This window comes from Halorussus salinus (genome assembly GCF_004765815.2).
Classification (GTDB): Archaea; Halobacteriota; Halobacteria; order Halobacteriales; family Haladaptataceae; genus Halorussus; species Halorussus salinus.
The window spans coordinates 1-17,725 of record NZ_SBIS02000008.1; the positions used below are offsets into that span (position 1 = coordinate 1).

General features: G+C 68.4%; 16 protein-coding genes and 1 pseudogene. 6 read left to right on the forward strand and 11 right to left on the reverse strand.

The features are described 5' to 3' along the window. The 4 genes and pseudogenes from EPL00_RS17035 to EPL00_RS17050 form a co-directional block, all read right to left on the reverse strand. Positions 1 to 4,174: pseudogene (locus tag EPL00_RS17035) on the reverse strand (FG-GAP repeat protein); the annotation flags it as partial. A 159-nt stretch (positions 4,175 to 4,333) separates the two neighbouring features. Beyond that, positions 4,334 to 5,839: a hypothetical protein gene (locus EPL00_RS17040; RefSeq protein WP_135854342.1), complete on the reverse strand. Its 1,506-nt coding sequence runs from the start codon at positions 5,837 to 5,839 to the stop codon at positions 4,334 to 4,336. Positions 5,840 to 5,934: 95 nt separating this feature from the next. Further along, a complete protein-coding gene (locus tag EPL00_RS17045; protein WP_135854341.1) occupies positions 5,935 to 6,165 on the reverse strand; it encodes a hypothetical protein in 231 nt (76 codons plus the stop codon). Between the two features lie 69 nt (positions 6,166 to 6,234). After that, a complete protein-coding gene (locus tag EPL00_RS17050; RefSeq protein ID WP_135854340.1) occupies positions 6,235 to 6,435 on the reverse strand; it encodes a hypothetical protein in 201 nt (66 codons plus the stop codon). 115 nt (positions 6,436 to 6,550) lie between these two features. On the opposite strand from EPL00_RS17050, the gene EPL00_RS17055 reads away from it, so the two are divergent. Genes EPL00_RS17055 through EPL00_RS17065 form a run of 3 tightly spaced genes read left to right on the forward strand, consistent with a single transcriptional unit; the run spans position 6,551 to position 8,942 of the window. Continuing rightward, positions 6,551 to 7,306, forward strand: a complete 756-nt coding sequence (locus tag EPL00_RS17055; protein ID WP_135854339.1) for a hypothetical protein — start codon at positions 6,551 to 6,553, stop codon at positions 7,304 to 7,306. Then, positions 7,303 to 8,715 carry a hypothetical protein gene (locus EPL00_RS17060; RefSeq protein ID WP_135854338.1) on the forward strand — a complete coding sequence of 471 codons (1,413 nt, stop codon included), beginning with the start codon at positions 7,303 to 7,305 and terminating at the stop codon, positions 8,713 to 8,715. Before EPL00_RS17055 ends, EPL00_RS17060 begins: the two co-directional genes overlap by 4 nt. Beyond that, on the forward strand, positions 8,712 to 8,942 hold the full coding sequence (locus EPL00_RS17065) for a hypothetical protein (RefSeq protein ID WP_135854337.1): 231 nt from the start codon (positions 8,712 to 8,714) through the stop codon (positions 8,940 to 8,942). Before EPL00_RS17060 ends, EPL00_RS17065 begins: the two co-directional genes overlap by 4 nt. 60 nt (positions 8,943 to 9,002) lie before the next feature. On the opposite strand, the gene EPL00_RS17070 is transcribed toward EPL00_RS17065, so the two are convergent. The 6 genes from EPL00_RS17070 to EPL00_RS17095 form a co-directional block, all read right to left on the reverse strand. After that, complete coding sequence (locus tag EPL00_RS17070; protein WP_135854336.1) at positions 9,003 to 9,254, reverse strand: hypothetical protein; 252 nt, start codon at positions 9,252 to 9,254, stop codon at positions 9,003 to 9,005. Positions 9,255 to 9,678: 424 nt separating this feature from the next. Then, positions 9,679 to 10,386: an ABC transporter ATP-binding protein gene (locus EPL00_RS17075; RefSeq protein ID WP_135854380.1), complete on the reverse strand. Its 708-nt coding sequence runs from the start codon at positions 10,384 to 10,386 to the stop codon at positions 9,679 to 9,681. Between the two features lie 98 nt (positions 10,387 to 10,484). Beyond that, on the reverse strand, positions 10,485 to 11,363 hold the full coding sequence (locus EPL00_RS17080) for an ABC transporter ATP-binding protein (protein WP_135854335.1): 879 nt from the start codon (positions 11,361 to 11,363) through the stop codon (positions 10,485 to 10,487). Beyond that, on the reverse strand, positions 11,360 to 13,366 hold the full coding sequence (locus EPL00_RS17085; protein ID WP_135854334.1) for an ABC transporter permease: 2,007 nt from the start codon (positions 13,364 to 13,366) through the stop codon (positions 11,360 to 11,362). The genes EPL00_RS17080 and EPL00_RS17085 overlap by 4 nt, the downstream gene beginning before the upstream one ends. Before the next feature lies 1 nt (position 13,367). Continuing rightward, a complete protein-coding gene (locus EPL00_RS17090; protein ID WP_135854333.1) occupies positions 13,368 to 14,672 on the reverse strand; it encodes an ABC transporter substrate-binding protein in 1,305 nt (434 codons plus the stop codon). A 119-nt stretch (positions 14,673 to 14,791) separates the two neighbouring features. Beyond that, a complete protein-coding gene (locus EPL00_RS17095) occupies positions 14,792 to 15,796 on the reverse strand; it encodes an LLM class flavin-dependent oxidoreductase (protein WP_135854332.1) in 1,005 nt (334 codons plus the stop codon). A 107-nt stretch (positions 15,797 to 15,903) separates the two neighbouring features. On the opposite strand from EPL00_RS17095, the gene EPL00_RS17100 reads away from it, so the two are divergent. The 3 genes from EPL00_RS17100 to EPL00_RS24110 all read left to right on the forward strand — a co-directional run bounded on the left by EPL00_RS17100 (position 15,904) and on the right by EPL00_RS24110 (position 16,879). Further along, a complete protein-coding gene (locus EPL00_RS17100) occupies positions 15,904 to 16,068 on the forward strand; it encodes a hypothetical protein (RefSeq protein WP_162224250.1) in 165 nt (54 codons plus the stop codon). Between the two features lie 76 nt (positions 16,069 to 16,144). After that, a complete protein-coding gene (locus EPL00_RS17105; protein ID WP_135854331.1) occupies positions 16,145 to 16,690 on the forward strand; it encodes a hypothetical protein in 546 nt (181 codons plus the stop codon). A gap of 63 nt (positions 16,691 to 16,753) precedes the next feature. After that, complete coding sequence (locus tag EPL00_RS24110; RefSeq protein ID WP_274381008.1) at positions 16,754 to 16,879, forward strand: hypothetical protein; 126 nt, start codon at positions 16,754 to 16,756, stop codon at positions 16,877 to 16,879. Between the two features lie 31 nt (positions 16,880 to 16,910). On the opposite strand, the gene EPL00_RS17110 is transcribed toward EPL00_RS24110, so the two are convergent. Continuing rightward, positions 16,911 to 17,627, reverse strand: coding sequence for an EthD domain-containing protein (locus tag EPL00_RS17110; RefSeq protein ID WP_135854330.1), 717 nt, complete (start codon positions 17,625 to 17,627; stop codon positions 16,911 to 16,913). Between the last annotated feature and the right edge of the window lie 98 nt (positions 17,628 to 17,725).

The following is a 17,725-nucleotide window of genomic DNA, read 5'->3' on the forward strand; positions in this document are numbered from 1 at the left end:
TCGTCGTAGTCGCCGTCGTGGTCGTTTCAGTTGTCGTAGTCTCCGTCGTGGTCGTTTCTGTCGTCGTAGTCGCCGTCGTGGTCGTTTCAGTTGTCGTAGTCTCCGTCGTGGTCGTTTCTGTCGTCGTGGTTTCGGCCGTAGTCGTTTCAGTTGTTGTGGTAGCTGTCGTCGTGGTTTCTGTCGTAGTCGTCTCGGTCGTCGTCGGCTCCGCCGTGGTCGTCTCGGTTGTGGTGGTCTCGGTCGTCGTCGGCTCCGCCGTGGTCGTCTCGGTTGTGGTGGTCTCGGTCGTCGTGGTTTCGGTCGTCGTGGTTTCGGTCGTCGGCTCCGTCGTGGTCGGTTCGATAGTCGTCTCTGTCGTGGCGGTCGGCGTCTCGGTCGTGGTGGTCGTGGTTTCGGTCGCGGTCGGCTCAGTAGTCGTCTCGGTGGTCGTCGTCGGCTCCTCCGCGACCGCCGGACACGCCGCGACTTCGACCGTGGCGCTCTCGCCGTCGTTTATCGTCACGCCATCGCCGGTCGGCCGAACCTCGTACTCGCCGGGCGCGAGGGTCGTGGACCGTCGCGCCTCGCCCGGCGGCACCGTCACCTCGACCTCCTCGGGACCGACGACAGCGACCGTGACCGCGCGCTCGCCCTCGTTGACGAGCGTCAGCGACTCGCACTCCTCGCTGGCCGCCGCGACGTTCACCGCGGGCGGTTCCGCCTCCTCCGCGGTCGTCGTTTCGGTAGTAGCGGTCTCGGTGGTGGTAGTCTCGGTAGTAGTGATTCTGGTAGTAGTGGTCTCGATAGTAGTCGTCGCTGTCGTCGTGATTTCCGTCGGCGTCTCGGTCGTTGGTACCGTCGTGGCGGTCGTCGGCCTCTCGGTATCGGTGGTCGTTTCGGTCGGCGTTCCGGTGGTCGCTGTTCCGGTAGTCGTCTCGGCCGTCGCGGTCGTCGTGGTTTCGGTCGCGGTCGTGGTAGTCGTCGGCGTTTCCGCGGTCGTCTCAGTCGTGGTGGTTTCGGTGGTCGTAGTCGTCGTCGGCGTCTCGGCTGTGGTGGTCGTCTCTGTAGTCGTTGGCGTCTCGGCTGTGGTGGTCGTCTCTGTAGTCGTCGGCGTCGGACACGCCTCGACGCGGACGTTCGCTATCTCGACGCCGTTGACCGTCGCTGGCCGGGTCGGCTCGACCAGTCCGCCCGCCTTCGCCTCCACCCGGTAGGTGCCGGGCGTGATGGCGAACGTCTCGGTCTGGCCCGGATTCAGTATCACGACGCGGGTCAGGCCCGACTCGGCCGTCACCGAGAACGTCAGGCGCTCGTCGGTCGGGTTCGCCAGTCGCAGGCGCTCGCAGGCCGGACTCGCGGCGCGGCCGTTCGGCGGCGGTCCCGGTTCCGCTGTCGTGGTGGACGTGGTGGTCGTCTCGGTCGTCGTCGTGGTCGGCAGTTGGAGCGTGGTCGTGGTGGTCGTGGTCGGCGTCTCGCGCTCGACGCACTCCTCGAAGTCGGGGTTGCGCCGAGAGTCGGTCCGGTCGCCGCGGCGTACCACGACGCGCTCTACGACTTCGCCGCGGTCCTCGCCGGTCCCGAAGAAGACGTTCCGACCGCCGAACCGCCCGCGGAAGGTCTGGCGGTCGCCGTCCTCGAAGACGAGCGCCACCGAGTCGTAGCGGTGGGCGTCCACCGCGACCTTCCGACAGGCGAAGTCGTAGGTCGGTTCGAGCGGTATCGGCGTCTCAGTCATCGTAGTGGTCGTGGTCGGCGTTTCGGTGGTCGTCGTGGTCGTGTCCGGTTCGGCGCAGGCCTCGAAACTCGGGTTCCGGCGCGTCACCGACTCGCCGTCCGGCCCTCTCACGACGACGAACTTCAGGACCTCCCCCTGATCGTCTCCGGTTCCGACGAACGTCGCGCGCTCCCGGAAGTTCCCGCGGAAGGTCTGGCGGTCGCCGTCCGCGAAGACGAGCGTCACCGACCGGAACTGGTCGGCCTGCACGACCGCCCGCTCGCAACTCGTGAAGAATATCTTCGGGACGAACGGCTCGTCGGGCTCCTCGGTCGCGGGTTCACAGCCGCCGGTGTCGTTGCGCCGGACCTCGAAGCGGTCCGGTCCGTTGAATACCCGGACCTGCTCGACGACCTTTCCGGCGTTCGACCCGGTGCCCGCGAAAGTGTTGGTCCCGCTGTAGATGCTGGTGAACGTCTGTTTACTCCCATCGGCGAACGTCAGCACGACGCGGGTGTACTGCTCGGCCGCGACCGCGACCTGCCGACAGTCGAACGAGACCCTGACGCGGAACGGTTCGGGCGTCTCGGTCGTCGTGGTGGTCGTGGTCGTCGTTTCCGTCGTCGTGGTCTCGGTCTCCGTCGCCGTCTCGGTCTCGGTTTCCGTTTCGGTCTCCGGTTTCTGCGGGCAGTCGCCCGCGAGGAGGTACGCGGACCCGACGTTCGGGCTTCCGTCCGCGAAGGGTGCGCCGACCAGCAGGTCGGCCGCGGCGTCGCCGTTCACGTCGCCGCCCGAGAGCGCGTAGCCCGCGTGGTCGCCCGCCGACTCGCCCGCGAACTCGGCGTGAGCGCCAGCCAGCGAGTGGCGCTCGGCGATTCGAGAGCCGTAGAGGAGGTACGCGGCCCCCGCGTTCTCTCGCGTCGCGTTCTCGGCGCTGGCGTTCTCGCTCTCGGCGGAATCGCTCTCGGCGGTGGCGTTCGCCCGAGTCACGTCGCGGAAGGGCGCGCCGACCAGCAGGTCGCCGAAGCCGTCCTCGTTTACGTCGCCCGCACCCGCGACCGACCACCCGGCGTAGTCGTTTTGCGACTCGCCGAGGAGGGCGGCGTCGGCCGCCGTCGAGAGGTTCACCGTTCGCTCGAAGTCGCCGCCGTAGGCGACGTACGCCGCCCCGGCGTCCGTCGCCACGCCGTCCGCCGCTGGCGCGTCGTGGAAGGGCGCGCCGACCGCGACCTCCTCGCGTCCGTCGCCGTTCAGGTCGCCCGCGTCGGCGACCGAGAACCCGGCTTGGTCGCCCTCGCCCGACCCGCGGAACGTGACCGGCGCGTTGACCAGCAGGGAGGTGCCCTCGAACTGCGGGCCGTACTGGAGGTAGGCCGCGCCAGCGTCTACGGCTTGCGAGTCGTTGCCGCGCGCGCCGATCAGCACGTCGCTCACGTTGTCGGCGTCCGCGTCGAGCGCCGCGACCGACGAGCCAGCGAGGTCGTTTCTCGCCACGCCGAGATACGTCGCGTTCGCGTTCGAGAGGTCGAACGTGCCGACCCGCGGCATGGACGAGAGGAACGCCGCGCCCGAGTCTTTCGCCGTGCCGTCGTGTTGGGGCGCGCCGACCAGCAGGCCCGCGCTCCCGTTGCTCGCGTTCGCCACCGTCGCCAGCGACCACCCGGCCCGGTCGCCCTCCTCGGCACCGACGAACGTCGCCGAGGCGTACTTCAGATTCACCGTCTCGGGTAGCTCCTCGTCGCCGTAGACGACGTACGCCGCGCCCGAGTCCCGGCCGTTCTCGTCGGCGAGGGGTGCCCCGATTACGATGTCCGAGAAGTTGTCGTCGTTGAGGTCGCCCACCTCGACGGCGAACCCGGCGCGCTCGCCGCCCGCCGCGCCGCGGAAGGTGACGTTCGCCTCCGAGACCTCGACTTCGCTCCGATTGACCGGACCGTAGAAGAGGTACGCCGCCCCGGAGTCGGTGCCCGCCGAGTCGTTGGTCGGCGCGCCCACGAGGAGGTCGGCGTGGCCGTCGCCGTTCACGTCGCCCACGTCGGCGGCCCACCCCGCCCGGTCGTTGCTCGCCGCGCCGGTCAACTCGCCGTCGGCGTCCGAGAGGTTCGCGGCACCGACCGGGCCGCGGGGGATGGCTCCCCGACCGCATCTGGTCGCGCTCGATTCGGTCGCGGTCCCGCTCTCACTCGCGCTCACGCCCGGTGCGCCCTCGCCTGCCCTCGCGCCAGCGTCTCCCCTCGCTCCCGCGTCTGCACTCGCGCCTGCGCTCGCAGAACTACCCGCCCGTGCGTCGGGCACCGCCTGTGCGTCGGGTACAGACGCGCTCGCGTCCGCGCTCGACGGCAGTTCGTTCGCGCTCCGAGTCGCCCCGCCCGCCGCGAGCGAGAGGCCGCTCGCGCCGACGACGCTACTGGCCACGAGCAACCATGCGAGAACCAACGCGTCGATTTTCCGTCTCTCCTCCCCGGCCTCCGCCCGTGTCATTTTCACTCACCCGGCCACTACCGTATCTCCGCTCTTTGTTATCCGGAGCGCAAGGTGAGCGTAACGTCGCGTTGCCCGCGATTGAGCGAGCGATAGGGTCCGCTTACTCACGCCGAGCGAGAAGAGACGGCGCGTCGGTCGTACTCGACGCGGAGGTCGTCACCGACGGGCGGCGAGCAGGAGCGCCGCGAGCGCGACCAGCGCCGCGCCGACGCCGAAACCGGGGACGCCGCCCTCGGGTTCCGCGGTGGCCGTCGCAGTCTCTCCTCGCATCGCCTCGTCAGTCGTCCCGGCAGTGTCGGCCGTCTCGTCGCCGTCGGCCGTCTCGCCGCCGTCGGTCGCCTCGCTGGTCGCCGTGGTACCACTGCTACTCGACGCGCCGACTTTCACGAGCCAGCCGTCCTTGCCTTCCGAATCGCCGCCGGAGGTCTGGCCCGCGAGGAGGTAGCCGCCGTCGTGGGCGCGGATGGCGGGCCACGGCTTGTCCCAGCCGTCGGTGCCGTAGTAGGTCTCCCAGCGCGTCTCGCCCGCGGCGTCGGTCGCCAGCACGTAGCCGTCCACCCCGCCCACGGGTCCGGCGTCAGAGCCGCCCGTGAAGAGGTAGCCGTCGTCGGTTCGCATCGCCGAGTCGAGCCACTGGAGACCCTCGCCGCCGGGCTTTTGCTCCCACTGGACTTCGCCCTCGGAGCCGAACTTCACGAGCCAGCCGTCCCGCGGGCCGGTGCTGTCGCTCTCGGTCTCCCCGGCGAGGACGAACCCGGCCGCGGCGTCGGCCGAGGAGTCGCCCGAATCGGGTCCGGCGGCCGACGCGGCGGCCCACACGTCGTCCCTGCTCGGGCCGCCCGCGGTGGCCTGCCACGCGACTTCACCGCCGTCATCGATTCGGAGCGCCCACGCGTCGTCGCTGTCGCCCTCGACTTTCCCGGCGAGGTAGTAGCCCGCGTCGGTCGGCACGACCGCCCGGAGGTAGCCGTCTCCGTAGCCCTCCGGCGTCTGGTAGCTCTCCTGCCATGCGGTCGCGCGGTCGGCGTCGAGACCGACCGCCCAGCCGTCGCGGCCGCTCTCGCCGCGCGTCCAGCCGGACGCGAGGAACTGCGTCGCGTCGCCACCGTCGTCCGCCTCGCCAGCGTCGCGGCGTTCGAGCGCGTAGAAGGCCCCCTCGCCGACGGTCCGGTTCTCGCGGACCGCGCCGTCGGGGCCGACCTCGACCAGCCAGCCCTGCGGGCCGTTCTGGGTCGTAGTCCGCCCGCCGAGGAGATACCCATCGCTCGTCTCGGTGAGCGCCCAGAACCGGTCGGTGTCCGGGCCGCCGAGGGTCTTCTCCCACTGGGTTTCGCCCTCGCCGTCTACCTTGACGAGCCAGCCGTCCCGGTCCTCCTCGCCGCTCCATCCGACCAGCAGGTAGCCGCCGTCGTCCGTTTTGGTCACGTCGGCGAAGATGTCGTCGCCGCCGGAGCCGTAGGTCTCCTGCCACTGCTCGGGGAGGTCCGGCGGCGCGCGCGCGTCGGTCTGGTTCGGTGCGTCTCGGTTCGCGGGGTCTCGGTCCCTGAGGTCTCGGTCCGTCACCTCTCCGTCGGCGAAGCCGCCGGTCGCGGTGGCGGGCAACGCCGCCGCCACGCTCGCGCCGACGAGGAGGACTGTGAGTACCGCTGTGTACTTCCGCATGCGCGTCTGTCAGTCTCCGAACTGTTTTGTTATGCGTCGGCTGTGGGTCGCGTAGGCGGTGCCTGTTGGGAGCGTTCGACGGGACGAGGGGCGTGTCACTCGACTTTCCGGTCGGCGTGCGCTGGCGCGGTTGACGTGAGCGGACGCGAACGCAGGCACGGAAGTCGCGGCCCGCGTAGCGAAGCGAGCAGGAACGTCTTCCGGTGTGAGGACCGCAGGCGGTTGGGGAGGTGTGAGGCCGTCGCGGTGCGGGGCGGTGACTCCTCGTCGTCGGCAGTAGCTAGCTTGACCTCGCGGAAACCAGTCATCTCGCGGAAATCGGCCATCTCACGCATCGACCGCCTGACGCACGACTCCGGCTACTACTAACTGCCTCTCGGAGACGACTGGCCGACTCAGGACTGGCGCTCCCACGAGGGCGGCGCGCGACCCATCCGCCGGAGGAGTGCGGGGTAGCCGAACGCGACGACGAGCGCGACCACGATTCGCGGGACGAACCCGTCGATGCCCACCGCGGCCAGCACCGCGACGAAGACGAAGTACAGCAACAGCATCGCCAAAAACTGCGGGAGCAACTGTCGCCACGTCGAAGCCATACCGAACGTGACGGCCTCCGACGAGTTAAGTGTGTGGTGACAACTACCAAATTCGGCCGCCCGAGCGCCGAAAGCCGCAACGTTGATGCTCCGCCGCTGTCCGATTCGACACGTCATGCCCTCCCTCCACCGCAGACGCGTCCTCCACGGCGCGGTGGCACTCCTCGGCGCGCTCGCGGGGTGTAGCGACGCGACGACCGACCGCGGTTCGTCCTCCGGTGCCAGCCGCCCCGAGAACGTGCTGTACGACCCCGAGGCGGTCTGGCTCCGGAGTTCGGACCGGCCGCGCCCGCTGGTGTGGCTCCCCCGCGAGGAGGCCCGAGTCGGGGACTCGTCGGGCGACGATTCGGGGTCCTCCTCGCCGCCCGAGGACGCTCGCCAGAGCGCCTTCGTCGCCAGTCGGGCGGACGCCGACCGGCTCGGGGTCGCGGACGAGGAGGGTGCCGACGCGGTGCGACGGTTCGTCGCCGAGACCGACTTCGAGCGCCAGACCCTCTACGTCGAGAACAGGGAGGTCGGCGCGTGTAGAGCGCCGGAACTCTGCTCGGTCGCGTGGTCCGCGAGCGACATCCACACGGAGTACGCCCGAACCTTCCGGGACGCCGACGTGGCCTGTCGGGCCGACGAGCGCGACGCGACGGCGGTGGTGATTCGCATCCCCGACGCGATAGACCCCGAGGAGGTGAACAGTCACGGCTCCGGGTGGGGCCGTGGCTGTCGCTCCGTGCCGCCGCTCCGCCGGACGGCGAACGGGACCGCCGACGCTCGGACGACGGCAAAAAATTCTAAAGAAATGACGAAGAAGTCTCAAACAGTTACTGACACGTCTCAAACAACGTCGAAGATATCTTGGCTCGGAGTGGAACGATGACCGAGGAGCGCCCGCTCGACCCGCGGTCGGCCGGGTCACGCCGGACCGGCGCGTCCGCCACCCGCCGAGGGGTCCTCGCGCTCGCGGCCACCACCGCGCTCGCGGGGTGCAACGCGGTCGATAGCGACCTGCTGGACGGCGACATCCGGAGTAGCGACCCGCCGACGCTCGACTCCGCGGCGCTCCGGGACCTCGCGGCGGCCGACCCGCCGTCGGTCCCCCGAACCGCGCCCGTCGAGATTCCCGACTCGTACGTCGAGAAGGGCGTCGCTCGCGCGCGGGACCTCCTCGGGTCGGTCCCCGCGCCGTTCGACGCCGACGAGATTCCCAACGGGGCGATTCGCCGCCGACTCGGCGACCGGTACGACCGCGCCGACGAGTCGGTCGCGGCGGTCGGCGACGCGGAGTCGCTCCTCGAAACCACCGCCGACCTGCGCCACGCCCGCGAGGAGGCCCGCGCCGTCGCCGCGGCGTGGCGGGCCATCGACGGCGACCTCACGCTCGATGCGGTCCGGGCGTCCGGCGAGGAGCTATGGGCCGCGCTGAATCGCTTCCGCTACCGGTGGGACTACCTCGGCACCGACCCGGTGGCCGCGCTGGTGGTCCACGCGGTCGTCGAGAAGCGCCTCCGGACGGCCACGCTGTACGTCGAGCGCGCGGTCGGCCGCAGGCAGACGACCCGCGACGACGCGCTCGCGGTCGGCGAACGCGCGGGCCACCTCGAATCCGCCCGCGCCGCGCTGGCGGACGCCGCGCTCGTCTACGAACCGTTTCAGAAGTCCCGCGACTCCCGGAGCGTTCGCTCGGGGTTCGTCCGCGCGGTGGAGGCGCTCGCATCGTTCGTCGGCGACCGCCGACGCCGCCTCCCCGACGGCGACCCGCAGACGCCCTCGTCGTACGTGACCGGCGACGTGAACGAGACGCCCGTCGGCTACGCCATCGGCGAACTCGCCAGAGAACTGTCGTTCTCGTCCGAACTCCGCGAACGCGACCCCGACCGATACGCCACGTCCCTCCTCGCGGGGTACGGCAGACTGACGCGACTCCGAGCCTTCGAATCGCTCCGCGAGCGCGTCGCCGCCGACGAACACGTCACCGTCGAGTCGGCCGCCGACGCGCGGGCGCTCCGACAGCGCGCGGTCGAAGCTATCTCCTCGGGCCGCGAGCGCGCGACTCACCCGCACCTGAACCGGTGGGAACTCTCTACCGCGGCGAGCGTCGTCCGCTACGCCGACGACCGACTCGGCCGACTCCGCGACGACGAGTCCGTCGACGCCGACTCGGTAGCCCGCGAGTTGGGCGAGTACGTCCGGGCGGCCGCCGTCGCTCGGGCCGTTCCCGAGACGAGCGAGGACGTGGCGTCGCTCGTCCGTCGGTCGGTCGGAGCGGGTTCCGGGACGGACCCGTGACCGGGGACCGCTGGCGGCGGGTAGCGAGCGGCCTCCTCGCGCTCGGCGTCACGGCGCTCTACTTTCGACTCGACCCCTTCGCACTCCTCCCGGACGCTCTCGCCACGTTCGCCGTCTTCGTTCCGCTCTCGTTCGGGCTGTACGCCGTCAAAGGACCGCCGTGGCGGTCTCGGCTCGGCAGTAGCGTCGCCATCGCGGTCGGATTGACCGTCGCCGAGTTTGTCTGAGCGTCGAAGTCTGGCCGAGTCGGTCTGAGGGTCGAACCGCGGCCGAAAACAGGTCTGGCGCTACTCGAAAATCTTCTCTCGCTCGCGCGACTTCGATTGGGACCGGGACCGCGAGTTGCCGCCGCTCCCGCCCACGAACCGCGAGACGAGGGCGTACGCGAGGTACAGCAGGACCGCCGCCACCAGAACCGTGACGAGGATACTGACGAGCCACGAGACGAGGCCGAGGAGGAAGGTCACGACTTCGGCGACGACCCACAGCGCGACCAGTCCGAGGAGCGTCCACAGGCCGTACTTGAGGAGCTTGCTCATATCAGTGTCCTTTGGTGTCCGCCGTAATGAGTCTATGCCCTCTCGGTACGAATCGGACTTCCTGTTCGAGAACTCGGCGGATTCGATTGTGACAACATCGGCAGAGTCGTCGCAGAGAACGTCTCGAAAGCCCCCGCCCGCTCGCGGTCGCTGAGCAGGATATTCTCGCGCCTCACTTGCTCGCGGTTTTACCGCTCGCAGTTCGCGGCGCAGAGCGCCGCGCAACCGTTCGGCGCGTCGAATAGTAGCCTGCTCAGACGACCACGGGCCTTCGGCCGCGAGCGGGCGGCCCCTTTCAGTCCACCCAAACGGTCAGATGTGTCGCCGAGCGTTCGCTGGTGGTCGGCGTCACCGAGCGCACCCCGCGAGGAGAACGCGCCCGTCTCGACCGACTCGCGGCGACTCGGTTCGGACTCGTCGCGGCTCAGTTCGTCACGCCGAGGTGGCGGTCCATCACTTCGCGGTTCTCGCGCAACTGGTCGCTCGTGCCGTGATAGACGATTTCCCCGCGGTCCAGCACGTAGTGGCGGTCGGCCAGTTCCAGCGCGACGCCGACGTTCTGTTCGACCAGCAGGACCGCGATGCCGTCGTCGTTCAGGCTCGTCACGAGGTCTTCGACCTGCCGGACGACGAAGGGTGCCAGCCCCTCGGTCGGTTCGTCGAGCAGGAGGAGGTCGGCCCCCGCGACCAGCGCGCGGGCGATGGCGAGCATCTGCTGTTCGCCGCCAGAGAGCGCCGCGCCCTCGCGGTCGGGATGCTCGCGCAGGTTCTCGAACTCCTGCAAGACCGCCTCGGGGTCGCGCGACTCGGCGGTGTCGCCCCCGCCGAGGTGGCCGACCTGTAGGTTCTCCGCGACCGTCAGGCCGGGGAAGATGCGGCGCTCCTCCGGGACGAACGCGACGTTCCGCCGGACGGTCTCCTCGGGCGAGCGGTCGGTCACGTCCTCGCCGCGGAAGGTGACGGTGCCCGCGGTCGGGACCACGTTCCCGACGATGGAGCGCAGGGTGGTCGTCTTGCCCGCGCCGTTGCGCCCGACCAGCGAGACGACCTCGCCCTCCTCGACGCAGAGCGAGACGCCGTGCAGTACCTCGGTCGCGCCGTACCCGGCGACGACCTCCGACACGTCCAGCAGGGGGTCCTCGCAGGCTCCGGCGTCGAGTCGGTCTCCGGCGTCGCGTCGCTCCTCCGCGTCGCTTCGCCGCCCGCCGTCCGCGACGAGTTCGTCGGCGGTCACTCCCGGACACCTCCGAGGTACGCCTGCTGGACCGCCTCATCGTCGGCGATGCGGTCGGGCGCGTCGGTCGCCAGCACCTGCCCGCGGTTCAGCACGGTCACGGTGTCCGAGACGTTCATCACGAGGTCGATGTCGTGTTCGATGAGTAGCATGGTTCTGTCGGCCAGCACCTCCTCGATGAGGGTTATCGTCCGCGTGGTCTCCTCGGCCCCCATCCCCGCGGTCGGTTCGTCCAACAGGACGAGTTCGGGGTCGGTCGCCAGCACGAGACCGAGTTCGAGTCGCCGCCGGTCGCCGTGGGCCAGATTCCGGGCGTACTCGTCCCCGCGGTCTTCCAGTCCGATTTCGGCCAGCACCTCGTCGGTCCGGCGCTCGACGGCCTCGAACCGGTCGGTCGGACTGAACAGTTTCCTCGGGAGCGAGATTCGGCCTTGCCCCTCGGCGACCGACTGGGCCGAGAGCCTGACGTTCTCCCGGACCGAGAGACCGCCGAAGACGGTCGAAATCTGGAACGAGCGACCCATCCCGCGCCGGACGCGCTCGTGCGGAGCCAACCGGGTGACCTCCTCGCCGCGGAAGTAGACCGACCCGGAGGTCGGCGTTAGCGCCCCGGTGATGCAGTTGAACAGCGTCGTCTTCCCCGCGCCGTTCGGGCCGATGACGCTCCGGAACTCGCCCTCGGCGACCGCGAGGTTTACGCCATCGACCGCCGTGAAGTCGCCGAACTGCTTGGTCAACTCCTCGGTCAGGAGGACCGCTTCGGTCTCGTCCGCGGCGTCCGGGGCGTCGCCCGCGGCCTCCGTCCGCCGGGAGTCGTCGCCTGCGGAGTCGCCGCTCGCGGACTCTCCGCCCGCTGACTCGTCGCTCACGCTCATTCGTTCACCTCCCGGTCGGCTCGCTCGGCGAGCGGTTCGTCGTCGTCGCGCGCGCTCGGTCCCGCGCCAGCGTCAGCGCCAGCACCGGGGCGACCCCCGAGGCCCGCGAGCTTTTCGGGGAGCGAGACCAGCCCCCTCGGGAGCGCGATGACGAAAATCACGAACACGAGACCGAGGAAGAACTGCCACTGGTCGGTGTACGACGACAGGACCTCCTCGAACCCGATGTAGACGCCCGCGCCGACCATCGGGCCGTAGAGGGTGCCCATCCCGCCGAGGACGGTCATCACGACGACCTCGCCCGAGTTGAGCCAGAACAACAGCGAGGGCGCGACGAACCCGTCCTTGACCGCGAACAGGCCGCCAGCCAGCCCCGCCATCGCGCCCGAGACGACGAACGCCCGGCGCTTGTAGGCGGTCACGTCGTAGCCGACGAACTCGGTCCGGCGCTCGCTCTCGCGGATGGACTGGAGGACGCTCCCGAACGGCGCGCGCATCATCCGGCGCGCGACGAGGTACGACCCGACCACGGTGGCGAGCAGGAAGTAGTAGAACAGGGCCTCCTCGCTGACGGCCGGGACCATCTCCGCGATGTCGTCCAGTTCCATCGCGAAGCCGCCGATGCCGTACAGCACGTCCGCGCCGAACAGGCCGTCGCTCCCGCCGGTCCACTCGAACTTGAAGACGGCCCGGTAGAACAACTGGGCGAACGCCAGCGTAATCATCGAGAAGTAGACGCCCGAGACCCGAATCGAGAGGTGGCCGATGGCCCACGCGATAGCGCCGCAGACGACGATAGCGACCGCGAGCGCGACGAACGCCGATGGCGTGAAGTGGAGCAAAACGAGGAGCGAGGCGTAGGCTCCGGTCCCGTAGAACAGCGCGTGGCCCAGCGAGACCAGTCCGGCGTAGCCCATCACGAAGTCGAGGCTCAGCGCGAACAGCGCCCAGATGAGTACGTCCGATAGGAGCGTCAGCACGTACTCGGAGTAGAACACCTCGACGCCGAAGGGGACGACCGCGAGGAGGATCACGGCGATGGTCCCGAGACTGAACCGCTGGCTGTCGGTCAGGACGCCGCCGCCGTGGCCCGCCAGCAGTTCGCCCTCCGCCTCGGCGGTGGTCTGCCACTCGGGGTTGCCGAACAGGCCCTCGGGCTTGACCAGCAGGACGGCTATCATCAGCACGAAGACGATGAGACCCTCCAGTACGGGCACGTAGGTCCGGGCGAGGGTCTGGATGACCCCGACCGTCAGACCGCCGACGACCGCTCCTCGGAAACTCCCCAGTCCGCCCAGCACGACGATGACGAACGCGGGGATGATGACCGCATTACCCATGCCGGGGCTGACGTTCTGGTAGGCTCCCAAGACGACGCCAGCGACCGCCGCCAGCGCCGCGCCCGCGCCGAAGACCAGCGTGTAGTAGCGGTCGATGTCGATGCCGAGGTTCCGGACCATCTCGCGGTCCTGCGACCCGGCGCGCACGACCAGTCCGAATCGCGTGTTGTTCAGCGCCCACCACGTCGCCAGCGAGAGGAGCGCGCCGAACGCGACGATGAAGTAGCTGTACAGCGAGTTGCTCACGCCCAGAATCGTCACCGGGCCGTCCAGCACCGGCGGCGGCGCGAACGCCTTGGCCTGCTTGCCCCAGAAGAAGGTGATGACATCGTTGAGCATCAACACCAACCCGAAGGTCAGCAGGATGTGGTAGAGCGGATTCCGGTCGTAGAGCGGTCGGAGGGTCAGTCGCTCGATGCCAGCGCCGACGACCCCGACCAGCAGGGGCGCGACCACGAGCGCGACCCAGAACCCCGCGCCGCCCAGCGGCGAGACGATGGCGAACGCGAAGTACGCGCCCAAGGCGAACAGTTCGCCGTGCGCGAAGTTTATCACGTCCATCACGCCGAAGATGACCGACAGTCCCGCGGCTATCAGGACGTACACCATCCCGATGGTCAGGCCGTTGACCAACTGCTCCGCGACTCCCGTGACGCCGACCATGTTAGAGGTCGCAGTTGGTCTCGTCGCAGGGCGGGATGGCGTTCGGTCCCTCGACCTTCTGTCGGAGCGCGACGTTCGCCGGGCCGCCGCCGTTCGGTTCGACGTTCTCGCCCGCCCAGACCGGGTTCATGGCTTGGTGGTCGCACTCCCGGAATCGGTTCGGCCCGAAGGTGCTTGGCACTTCTAACCCCGGCAAGGTGTCTTTGACCTCCTCGGGGTCGCTACTCCCGGCTTCCGCGATGCCGTGGGCGGTCATCCGGATGGAGTCGTAGGCGACTCTGGCGAAACTGTCGGGCACCGTATCGTAGGCGTCCTGATACGCCGACACGAACTCTTGGTTGTCGCCGGTTTCGAGTTTGGGCACGTACCGGACCCCGCCGTAAGTGCCGTAGGCCGCCGGGCCGAGGGCGTTCCGGACGACTTGGAACGTCATCGTGGGACTGACCAACTGCACGTCGTCTTTCAGTCCCTGATTCGCGGCCTGCTTGGTGAAGTTGATGAGGTCGCCGCCGGTCATGCCCAGCACGGCAACGTCGGCGTCGGAGTTGCTAATCTGGCTGATGTACGACCCGTAGTTGGTCGCGCCGAGTTGCGACCGGGAGACGCCGACCTCCGTGAAGTCGTCGCTGGTCGCCTGCATCCGGGAACTCCACTCCCGCCGGACCGACTGGCCGTAGGCGTAGTCGGCGATGTGGAACCAGACGTTCGTGCCGACGTTGTTCGCGGTCCACGGCGCGACCGCCTCCGCGATTTGGGCGGTGTGGGTCTCGGCCCGGAATACGTACTCGTTGCACTCCGCGCCCGTGATGTTCATCGCGGCCGCGCCGGGGTTGTAGATGACCTCCTCGTTTTCGGCGAAAGAGTTGAGCGCCAGCGCGGTCGAACTCGAAATCGCGCCCATCAGGAACCCCGCGCCGTCCTGCTGGACGACCTTCTGAGCGACCTGTCGGCCGGTCGCGGTGTCGGCCTCGGTGTCCTCGTAGACGGCGTCCATCTCGAAGCCGAACTCGTCGCTCTCGTTGACGTGCTGGACCGCCAGTTTCGCGCCGTTGCGCTGGCCCTCCGCGAGACCGCCGTACGGCCCGGTCATCGGACTCAACACGCCGTAGGTCACCGAATCGACGCCCTGATTGCCGAGGCCCGCGCCGCCGACGCACCCCGCGAGCGCGCCGACGCCCGCGACCCCGGAGAGTCGGAGGATGGTCCGCCGCGACGCGAGTCCGCCGTCTCGCCGCCCCCGACCGGCGTCCTCGGTCGTTCCGCCCGTCGCACTGTCGCCACCTTGTGGGTTGGTTTCGCGTCCCATACCAGCTATGCGGAACCTTCGTTAATAAACTATTGTGTGTGATGAGGCGGCGACGACGGCGAAATAACCGGCAAAATTGTGGGAACAACGACAGAAACGGCGGAGACGACCCGCGCCGCCTACTCGAAGTGGGGCACGACTTCCTCGCCCAATCGCTCGACGCACTCGACCATCCGGTCGGTACCGATTCCGGGGTGATAGGTCCGGAAGACGAAGTGTACGTCGTCGCCCAGCGCCTCGCGGTACTCCTCTAACTGGTCGATTACCTGCTCGGGCGTGCCGAAGATGGCCTGTTCTTTCAGTTCTCGCTTGCGCTCGTCGTCCAACTCTTCGACCTCCTCGCCCGAGAAAATCTCGGCGTAGCGACGCTGGATGTAGAAGTAGCCCTCCTTCATCTTCTCCCACGCGTCTTCCTTCGAGTCGCCGACGAAGCCGTGCTGGAGGACGTACACGTCGAACTCTCCGCCGATATCTTCGTCGGCGCGCACGCTCCGGATGTCCTCGACACGCTTGCGGACGCCCTCCACGGAGAGCGCCGAGGGCGCACACCACGCGTCGGCGACCCGCGCCGCGCGCCGGACCGCTGGTTTCGCGGACCCGCCGTACATCACCGGAATCTCGCCGTCGGGCTTGGGCGTCACGCTCACGTCGGGAGACACGTCGTGGAACTCGGCGTCGTAGTCGAGGGGGCCGTCGGACCACGCCGCCCGGAGGAGGTCCGTGGTGTCGGCCATTCGCTCGACGCGCTCCTCGCGGGGGACGCCGAACTCCTCGAACTCGGTCGGGTTCGACCCGATGGCGAGGCCGAGGGTGAGTCGCCCCTCCGACAGCAGGTCCACCGTCGCGGCGTCCTCGGCGAGTCGAACCCCGTCGTACAGCGGGGCCAACGCGATGCAGGTGCCGAGTTCTATCTCGTCGGTCTCGGCCGCGAGCGCCCCGAGGGTCGGCATCGTCGCCGAGAGGTAGCCGTCCTCCGCGAAGTGATGCTCCGAGACCCACGCGCTGGCGAGGCCAGAGTCATCGATGGCCCGCCCGAGGGTCAGCATCTCGTCGTAGACCTCCTCCATCGAGCGGTCGTCGTCGGGTCGCCGCTGACAGGTGAACAGTCCGGTCCCGATTTCCATACCCCGACGGTCGGCCGGGAGCGTCTTAGTGTTTTACAACCGAGCAGTCCTCGCATCGTCGGCCTCCTCGCCACGAGGTTTATGACCGACGGGCAACGGGAACCGACATGGTCGTCTTCGGCGCGGGCGGCGGCGGCAACAGCATGAGCGTCTCCCAGCAGTCCAACGAGGGCATCGGTAGCGACGGCCCCGACGACGACGGAATCACGGGAATCGTCGTGTTGGCCACCCTGCTGGTGGCGCTGTTCCTGTTCTTCTTCCTGTTCGGGTAGCGGGTCGGTCGCTTCTCGGACATAAACCTGCGCGCGAAGTTTTTCGTACGATGCCGCGACGAACTGTCGGCACGTCATGGATACGGAGTCGCAAGCCTCGTCGGCAAGCGGCCGTAGCGATTCGAGGCGCAGGTCGAGCGAATCGGGTTCCGAACGGGAACTGCTGTTGAACGAAGCCCGGACGACGACGAACCAGCAACTCGGGCAAATAAACAAGGTAGACGACCAAGCAGTGCGGACGGTGCGGATAGGATTCGTCCTACTTGGGGTTTTGGCTGGCGGAGCGCAGTTTCAGTTACTCCCGCCGTTCGGACTCCTCGCAATCGTCGGGACGGTTTCTCTCGTCGGGTCGCTCGTCGTCGCGCTGTTCGTCTACGGCACGTCGAGACTCTTTATCGGCCCGCAGTTGGACCGGATTGCCGACGACAATTCCGAAAAGCGAGATGTCGGAGATTCATCCACCGAGACGCACGCCGAAGCCGTCGATCAGTACGAGAGTGGAATTACGTGGAATCGGCGCGTCCTCTACTCGAACGCATCGATTCTGGGTTTCGCTCGTTTCTTGCTCGCTCTCGCTGTCGTGGATTTCGTGCTGGTGGTCCTGTTCCATGAGACGACCTGACTGACACACCGAATTCGCCGCACGAACCTTTCTTAACTATTCTGCGTCAATACTGACGTAGCTATGACCAAAACAGACGAAGACGACGTGCGCCACGCTAGCGGTGAATACGTCTACACCGGCCCGAAGTGGCTGGCGGACCTGAAATTCCGCCTCGGCCGCTGGCTCGAAGAGGAGCGCGGTTGGTAGCGACGGACGCTCCGACGATTGTCACTCGCCCCTACGTCTCGTCTTTCTGGACGGTCTCCCGGCCGATGAACCGCGGGCGCTCCTCGACGGCGAGGAAGTTGTCCACGTCCTCGCGGGCCTCCTTGGCCTTGCCCTTCTCGGGGTCGTAGTCCCGGCTTCCTTCCGCCCCGAGGGCGTCGTAGAGTTTGTCCAAGTCCTCGAAGTAGAGTTCCGCGATACCGTCGAACTCGGCGTTCTCGGGGTCGGTGGGCAGGACCGTCGCGTACCGAACTACCCCTTCTATCTCGCGGGCGATTGGCGTGTGGTTGTTCTGCCAGTACTCCACGAACTCGTCGTGGGTCATGTCGTCTTGGCGGACGAGGAACGCCGAGTGCTTGTAGAGGCCGTCGGTGTCGCCGTCCACCTCGTCTTTCTGGACGATCTCCTCGCCGATGAAGCGGGGTCGCCGGTCGATGTCGAGGAAGTTGTCCACGTCCTCGCGGGCCTCCTTGGCCTTGCCTTGCTCGGGGTCGTAGTCGCGCGACCCCTCGCTCCCCAAGGCGTCGTGGAGCGCGTCTAACTCCTCGAAGTAGAGTTCGGCGAGTCCGTCGAACTCGGCGTTCTCGGGGTCGGTCGGCAGGACGGTCTGGTAGCGCGTGACGCCCTCGATTTCGCGAGCGATGGGCGTGTGATTGTTCTGCCAGTAGTCCACGAACTCGTCGTGGGTCATCCCTTCCTGTCGAACCAACAGGGCGACGTGCTTGTACATCGTAATTGTAGCCACATCCGGAGCGTTCATAAAACCATCCGGAAACGCCGCGGAGCGGTTCGTCGGGGCGGTCAGAGCCGAGGCGGGGGCCGCGGCCC

Excerpts from the sequence above, each read along its gene's own strand:
- EPL00_RS17050 (WP_135854340.1), bottom strand. The coding sequence starts at position 6,435 with ATGGCTTCGACGTGGCGACAGTTGCTCCCGCAGTTTTTGGCGATGCTG.
- EPL00_RS17055 (WP_135854339.1), top strand. The coding sequence starts at position 6,551 with ATGCCCTCCCTCCACCGCAGACGCGTCCTCCACGGCGCGGTGGCACTC.
- EPL00_RS24110 (WP_274381008.1), top strand. The coding sequence starts at position 16,754 with ATGACCAAAACAGACGAAGACGACGTGCGCCACGCTAGCGGTGAATAC.
- EPL00_RS17110 (WP_135854330.1), bottom strand. The coding sequence starts at position 17,627 with ATGTACAAGCACGTCGCCCTGTTGGTTCGACAGGAAGGGATGACCCAC.
- EPL00_RS17040 (WP_135854342.1), bottom strand. The coding sequence starts at position 5,839 with ATGCGGAAGTACACAGCGGTACTCACAGTCCTCCTCGTCGGCGCGAGC.
- EPL00_RS17095 (WP_135854332.1), bottom strand. The coding sequence starts at position 15,796 with ATGGAAATCGGGACCGGACTGTTCACCTGTCAGCGGCGACCCGACGAC.
- EPL00_RS17100 (WP_162224250.1), top strand. The coding sequence starts at position 15,904 with ATGGTCGTCTTCGGCGCGGGCGGCGGCGGCAACAGCATGAGCGTCTCC.
- EPL00_RS17045 (WP_135854341.1), bottom strand. The coding sequence starts at position 6,165 with ATGGCCGATTTCCGCGAGATGACTGGTTTCCGCGAGGTCAAGCTAGCT.
- EPL00_RS17080 (WP_135854335.1), bottom strand. The coding sequence starts at position 11,363 with ATGAGCGTGAGCGACGAGTCAGCGGGCGGAGAGTCCGCGAGCGGCGAC.
- EPL00_RS17060 (WP_135854338.1), top strand. The coding sequence starts at position 7,303 with ATGACCGAGGAGCGCCCGCTCGACCCGCGGTCGGCCGGGTCACGCCGG.
- EPL00_RS17105 (WP_135854331.1), top strand. The coding sequence starts at position 16,145 with ATGGATACGGAGTCGCAAGCCTCGTCGGCAAGCGGCCGTAGCGATTCG.
- EPL00_RS17090 (WP_135854333.1), bottom strand. The coding sequence starts at position 14,672 with ATGGGACGCGAAACCAACCCACAAGGTGGCGACAGTGCGACGGGCGGA.
- EPL00_RS17070 (WP_135854336.1), bottom strand. The coding sequence starts at position 9,254 with ATGAGCAAGCTCCTCAAGTACGGCCTGTGGACGCTCCTCGGACTGGTC.
- EPL00_RS17085 (WP_135854334.1), bottom strand. The coding sequence starts at position 13,366 with ATGGTCGGCGTCACGGGAGTCGCGGAGCAGTTGGTCAACGGCCTGACC.